Source organism: Desulfosarcina sp., assembly GCF_033791525.1.
GTDB lineage: Bacteria > Desulfobacterota > Desulfobacteria > Desulfobacterales > Desulfosarcinaceae > Desulfosarcina.
Genome location: NZ_JASJGN010000255.1, coordinates 1 through 6,423 on the forward strand (window position 1 = coordinate 1; position 6,423 = coordinate 6,423).

Below are 6,423 nucleotides of genomic sequence, written 5' to 3' on the forward strand. Positions count from 1 at the left end.
GGTGGCGGTAATGACCATATCTGCTTGTTGTTCAGAGGCAAGCCGGCTGATTATATCAGCTGGCGTTCCCTGACTGATGATGATCTCATTTTCTACGGGAAGATCCTTTACCCTCTCCTCGAGGCGTTCCTGTGCATAGCGGATATTGGACTGCTGAAGCGCTTCCACATCAAGGGCGGTTTCATTGTGTTCGAGCAGCCTGTTCAAGTCGGTGGTGACATGGACCAAGAAAAGCTTTGCATCATATTTTTTGCACAACGCGACGCTGTAGGAAAAGATCGTATCGGTGAACGTCGAAAAATCAATCGCACTCAAAATTTTTTTGGGTTGTATTCTCATTGTTTCCTCCTTTCCCAAATGGTGTGGTTGCCGTTTACATAAAAGACTCGGGATAGATATTGTCTCAAAGAAAATGAGAAGGAATCGTGTCAGTGAGTGTTGGGCGGCAACTGGCGATGAATACCAATGGTGGTCTTGCGAATGGTCACAGCAATAGGTTTCCTGAGCATCATCCTATACCATTTAAATCTGGTTGTCACCTCCGGCTAATAATGGCCCATCCTTCTGCCGGTAATCGAACCCACCCGGCTGGTCAACCATAATTTCGCTAATCCTTAATCCCGACCGACTGCACGCAAACTGTTGATGATTATTATTTTTCATTCCAACCCGGACCGGTGTTGGCCTTCTATATTAAAATATTTTATGAAATATTTTATATTTTTTATTGACACCCGCGCTGTTTCCAAGTAATCAGAATCCGGAGCCAATTTAATCGAGGCAAACTGGAACTGGAACCCCATTTTCGGTAGATACTTCCAATGCACTCAAACCTGACTGAGCAAAAACCCGCACCGTTAAATACTACAGAGCCTCAGACTCCGCCTAAAATCTCGTCTCCCACTCACGGTGCATGAACGATCGTTCATACGCCGTTTAAATATATATGGACTAAAGCTTTGTAGAACCGCACGGCAAGCCGCTGTTCGACAGAAGGTCGTTTACCCATTTCAACGGAGGAGGAAGTATGAAACGATTTACAATTTTCAGCCTGATGATGTTTCTCGTGGCAGCGTTGATGTTGCCGGTATCCGCATCTGCGGAAAAAACATTGAAAATCGGTCTGGGTGACCCCATCGACTCCGACCAGGGAGTGTTAGCGCTACGTTTTAAGGAAATTTTGGAAAAAACCAGTGGTGGAAAATACAAAGTTGATATCTTCCCTGCCGGCCAGCTTGGTGATGAACAGAAAATGGTTAAAGATTCTCGCAGGGGATCCCTTGACGGCGCCGTTGTGGCCGTTAACAACATTACACCCTTTTCAAAATCGGTCGGGATTTTAACGCTTCCCTATCTGATGCAGAGTTTTGATGATGCCGTCAAAGCGACCACCGGTGAGCTAGGCGATAAATGGCGAGCTGCCTTGATTAAAGAGGCCGGTGTTCACGTTTTGGGCTGGGCCTATTCGAATTTCCGCGTCCTGACCAATTCGAAGAAGCCTGTGAAAAATTTAGCCGATCTCAAAGGCCTTACAATAAGGGTTCCAAAAAATGCCATCATGATCGGGACCTGGCAGGCGCTCGGTGCCGAGCCAATTCCCATGGCCTGGCCGGAGACGTTTACCGCGTTGCAGCAAAAAGTGGTTGACGGGCAGGACAACCCGCATATTACCAACTATACCATGAAGTTTTATGAGGTGCAGGACTATACTTCAGAAGTTCATTATCTGTTCTCGTTGCAGCCCCTGGTAGTGGGAGAGAAGTTTTTCAACTCCCTGTCCGCCGAGGACCAGGCCATGTTCACCCGTGCCGGCATCGAGGCCCAGCAGTACAATCTGCTCTTCAGCGTTACCCAGTCTGAAACGGCAAAGCAGAACATGATTGAAAAGGGCGTGGAATATATGGAAATTGAAGATGAAGACCAATGGTCAAAACTTGCCATGGAAAAAGTTTGGCCTGATTTCTACGAATCGGTAGGCGGCAAGGCCGAGGTCGATAATGTCTTAAAAGCCCTTGGGCGTTAGACCTTTCTATATCTGCCCGGCAAATGCCGGGCAGATATGTCTATAAATGTTGGAGTCACTTATGCGAGCCAAACCAGTACTTAAATTTCTGGATAACATTGAGAGCTATCTTTGTCAGATCCTGTTGGTTTTTTTCGTATGTTTGCTTTTTCTGCAAATTTTGCTCAGGCTGGTTTTCGGCGCAATGCATACCCTTTCTCAACATATTGCGTTTTTCGAGCATTACCCTCTGCCGGCTTCAATTCCCTGGGGAGAAGAACTTTCCCGCATGGCCTTTGTGTGGTTTGTCTTCCTGGGCGCAACCTATGCCGCAAGGCTTGCCGCCCACAACCGGGTCACCTTTCAGTTCAAGATTTTTCCCAAAATCGTCGGCGATGTCTCAACGGTTTTTTCCGACATCGTCTGGATTGCCTTCAACTGCACCATGATTTATTTCAGCATCAATGTGATCAAGGAAGGCTTCGAATATCCTGAGTATTCGCCCACGCTCGACTGGATCATGGCGTATGTCTTTATGATATTTCCCATCGCCTTCTCCCTCATGACCATACGGATCATCCAGGTCAATATTATGAAGCATGTTTTTAAAATCGAAATCGCCGATGTCGATAAAATAGATACGGGGGATGAGGATGATGAAATCCCGGAAAGCGGGGTGACTTCATGAGTGTTACCGCCGTCATCTTCCTTACATTTATAGGGCTTTTGTTTATCGGCGCACCGATCACCCTTTCCCTCGGCGCTGCCGCCATGGGGGGAATGATCTTCAGCGGGAAGCCATTGGAAGGGCTGGTCGAAATCGCCTATACCTCGGTCAATTCTTTTCCCATCATGGCACTGCCCGCATTTATCTTATCGGGAGCGCTCATGGAATCGGCGGGTATCTCGAGACGGCTTGTTGCCGTAGCCGAAGCCATGGCCGGTCCGTTTACCGGCGGCATGGCGGCCTCCACGATTTTATCCTGCCTGTTTTTCGGCGCCATCTCAGGGTCAGGACCTGCCACCACCGCGGCCGTCGGGATGCTGATGATCCCTGCCATGACACGTCATGGCTACGACAGGGGATACGCGGGCGCAGTGACGTCATCTTCGGGAGGACTGGGTGTGGTCATCCCACCAAGTATTCCCATGGTCATTTACGGAGTAACCGCATCCCAATCCATCGCTGATCTGTTCATCGCCGGATTTATCCCCGGCATCATGCTGGCTGTTGCCCTGATGACCATGAATTACTTTCGATCCAAGAAGAAAAAGTATAAAGGCGATGGTAAAACACTTTCGGCTAAAAAAGTTTTGGTGACGATGAGGGAGGGTTTCTGGTCGCTTTTGGCACCGGTAATCATCCTTGGCGGCATCTACACCGGGTTCTTCACGCCCACCGAGGCAGCTATTGTTTCAATATTTTATACACTTTTTGTTGGAATCTTTATTTATAGAGAGATCGAGTTAAAAGGTGTCATGAAGGCCCTGGAAAGCACCACATGGATAACCGGTCGGGTCCTGATTATCATGTTCGCTGCGCTGGCATTCGGTCAACTGCTGACCATAAACAAGATCCCAGACCTGATTGCCCAAGGATTGTTGGATCTCACCGGGAACCTCTATCTGATCTGGGTGTTGATCATCATCTTCCTGCTGTTCATGGGTATGTTTATGGAAACACTGGCCACCATCATGCTAGTGACTCCCGTCCTGCTGCCAGTGATGCTTTCCTTAGGAGTGGATCCGATTCATTTCGGTGTCGTTCTGGTCTGCTGCTGCGAAATCGGATTTGCAACACCACCGCTGGGCGAAAATATGTTTATCGCTTCGGGTGTGGCCAGAACCACGTTGGAAGATATATCCATGAATGCACTGCCTTTTGTATTCGTCAGCGTGCTGGTTGTATTTCTTATCGCCTATTTTCCGGTGCTGACTTTGTGGCTGCCTGATTTTCTAGGTACCCTGTTTCAATAATTCATTGTGAATGGCTGGATGAGCATTCAGCGGCCAGCATTGATGAATGTTTTTGCGGGTAGGTGTTATTTTTTTCAGAATTATTTTATAAAATTTTTTATGTAATAAGGGGGGGCAATGGAGTATATCAAAAAGGCAGCCAAAACTGCTGAGTCCGATTCCGAAAAAATCCGCAGCATCGTTCAGGGGATCCTTTCCGACATAGAGAAAAACGGTGAGGAAGCAGTCGTCCAGCTCGCCAGGAAATTTGACGGCTGGGAAGGTGATTTTATCCTCAGCCAGGAAAAAAAACAGCGCCTGATCGATTCCGTTCCTGAAGCGATCAAGCAGGATATCCGGTTTGCCCATGAGCAGGTTGACGGGTTTGCCAGGGCGCAGCGGGAAAGCATCCGCGAATTTGAAAAAGAGACCCTCCCCGGTGTCCGATTGGGCCAGCGGATTATCCCCATGAAGGTTGCCGGGTGCTACATCCCCGGCGGGCGTTTTGCGCATGCATGCTCTGCCATCATGAGTGTGGCAACGGCCAAGGCTGCAGGCGTCGAGACGGTGATTGCATGCTCCCCTCCCCGTGGTGACAGCATCGCCCCTGCCGTTGTTTATGCCCTGGATGTGGCCGGTGCCGACATCATCATTGAAATGGGCGGCGTTCAGGCCATCGCCACCATGGCCTTAGGCCTGTTTACCGGCCAGCCGGCCAATATACTGGCAGGCCCGGGAAATGCCTATGTGGCCGAAGCAAAAAGCATTCTCTCTTCTGCCGGCAAATGCACCATCGATGTATTTGCCGGTCCCACTGAATCGGCCATCATTGCCGACAAAACGGCCGACTACATGACGGTCGCCGTAGATCTGGTTTCCCAGGCCGAACACGGATATGATTCCCCGGTGTGGCTTTTCACCGATTCAAGAGAACTCGGCGAAAAAGTGCTGGACGTGATCCCCAAAATCATTGCCGACATGCCCAACCCTGAAGTCCCGGAAGCGTCCTGGAGAGACTATGGCGAAATTGTCCTCTGCCATGACAGGGAAGAACTATGCAGGGTCAACGACCAGTATGCCGCCGAGCACGTTCAGATCATGGCGGAAGACCTGGACTGGTGGGTCAACAATCTCACCTCCTATGGCTCGTTGTTTCTTGGTGAAGGCAGCACGGTTCCCCATGGCGACAAGTGCTCGGGCACCAATCACATTCTGCCCACCAAAAAAGCGGGTCACTATTCTGGCGGGCTTAACGTAATGAAATTCTTGAAAATATATACGTATCAAGAGATAAGCCAGGAAGCCAACAGAGTAATCAGCGGCGCGGCCTCCCGTCTGTCAAGGGTTGAGGGCATGGAAGGCCATGCCCGGGCATGCGACTGGCGACTTAGAAAATACTTTCCCGATCAGGAATGGGATTTTGAAGTCTACAACCAAACCAAGTACTAAGGAGGGGTTATTGTGACAACCCAGAAGTTTACCAAAAGTTTTACCCTCCAGGAGCCCATCAGCCCCGAAGGCATTGAAACGGCCCTTGCGATACTCAATTCCGGTAAGATCCACCGGTACAATGTAGACCCCGGGGAACAGGGCGAAGCCGCCCTTCTGGAACAGGAATTTGCCGCGTACATGGGTAAAAAATATTGCCTGTCCTGTGCTTCCTGCGGCAGTGCCATGTATCTGGCCCTAAAAGCCTGTGGGGTACAGAAAGGGGACAAGGTGCTGTGCAACGCATATACCCTGGCTCCAGTGCCTGGTGCTATTGAAAATGCCGGTGCCGACATTGAACTGGTGGAGATCATTGACGACTACACCATTAACCTTGAGGATCTTGAAACCAAGGCAGGTGGGGCCAAATGGCTCTTGCTCTCCCACATGAGGGGCCATATCACCAACATGGACCGAATCATGGAAATCTGCGACAAGCACGGTATTACCCTGATTGAAGATTGTGCCCATACCATGGGCGCCACCTGGGACGGGAAAAAATCCGGGTCTTTCGGCCATGTGAACTGCTTTTCGACCCAGACCTACAAGCACATGAACTCAGGTGAAGGCGGTCTTCTGGTTACCGACGACGATGAGGTCATGGCAAAGGCCATTATCTATTCGGGCTCTTATATGATCTACGAGCGCCATATATCCCGTCCGCCCATGGAGGTATTTGAAAAGATCAAAACCCAGGTGCCCAATTACTCCTGCCGCATGGACAATCTGCGGGCCGGCATTTTAAGGCCCCAGCTTCGAAACCTGGACGAGCAGTGTCGGCGCTGGAACAAACGGTATGATTTTCTGGAAAAGGGCCTGAAAAAAATTGATGGCATCACCTGCCCGGAACGGGATTCCAGGGAATGTTATGTGGGCTCGTCAATCCAGTTTTCCCTTGTGGGACAGGAAGCGGATGTGATTCAGAAATTCCTGGCTGGTTGCATGGATAGAGGCGTGGAGCTCAAATGGTTCGGCAA

At 49.9% G+C, this 6,423-nt stretch carries 6 protein-coding genes; 5 read left to right on the top strand and 1 reads right to left on the bottom strand.

Annotated elements, in window-relative coordinates; translation table 11 throughout:
• On the bottom strand, positions 1-339 hold a 339-nt coding region (locus tag QNK41_RS12915; protein ID WP_319257549.1), incomplete at its 3' end, for a universal stress protein.
• Between the two features lie 688 nt (positions 340-1,027).
• On the opposite strand from QNK41_RS12915, the gene QNK41_RS12920 reads away from it, so the two are divergent.
• The 5 genes from QNK41_RS12920 to QNK41_RS12940 all read left to right on the top strand — a co-directional run.
• Positions 1,028-2,023, top strand: coding sequence for a TRAP transporter substrate-binding protein (locus QNK41_RS12920; protein WP_319257551.1), 996 nt, complete (start codon positions 1,028-1,030; stop codon positions 2,021-2,023).
• Between the two features lie 61 nt (positions 2,024-2,084).
• Positions 2,085-2,690 (top strand): TRAP transporter small permease, encoded by a 606-nt coding sequence (locus QNK41_RS12925; protein WP_319257553.1) that lies wholly within the window; start codon positions 2,085-2,087, stop codon positions 2,688-2,690.
• A complete protein-coding gene (locus QNK41_RS12930; protein ID WP_319257555.1) occupies positions 2,687-3,979 on the top strand; it encodes a TRAP transporter large permease in 1,293 nt (430 codons plus the stop codon). Before QNK41_RS12925 ends, QNK41_RS12930 begins: the two co-directional genes overlap by 4 nt.
• Positions 3,980-4,096: 117 nt before the next feature.
• Entirely contained in the window at positions 4,097-5,407 is a 1,311-nt protein-coding gene (gene hisD, locus QNK41_RS12935) for a histidinol dehydrogenase (RefSeq protein WP_319257557.1), read from the top strand.
• Between the two features lie 12 nt (positions 5,408-5,419).
• The coding region (locus tag QNK41_RS12940; RefSeq protein ID WP_319257559.1) for a DegT/DnrJ/EryC1/StrS family aminotransferase at positions 5,420-6,423 on the top strand (1,004 nt) is incomplete at its 3' end.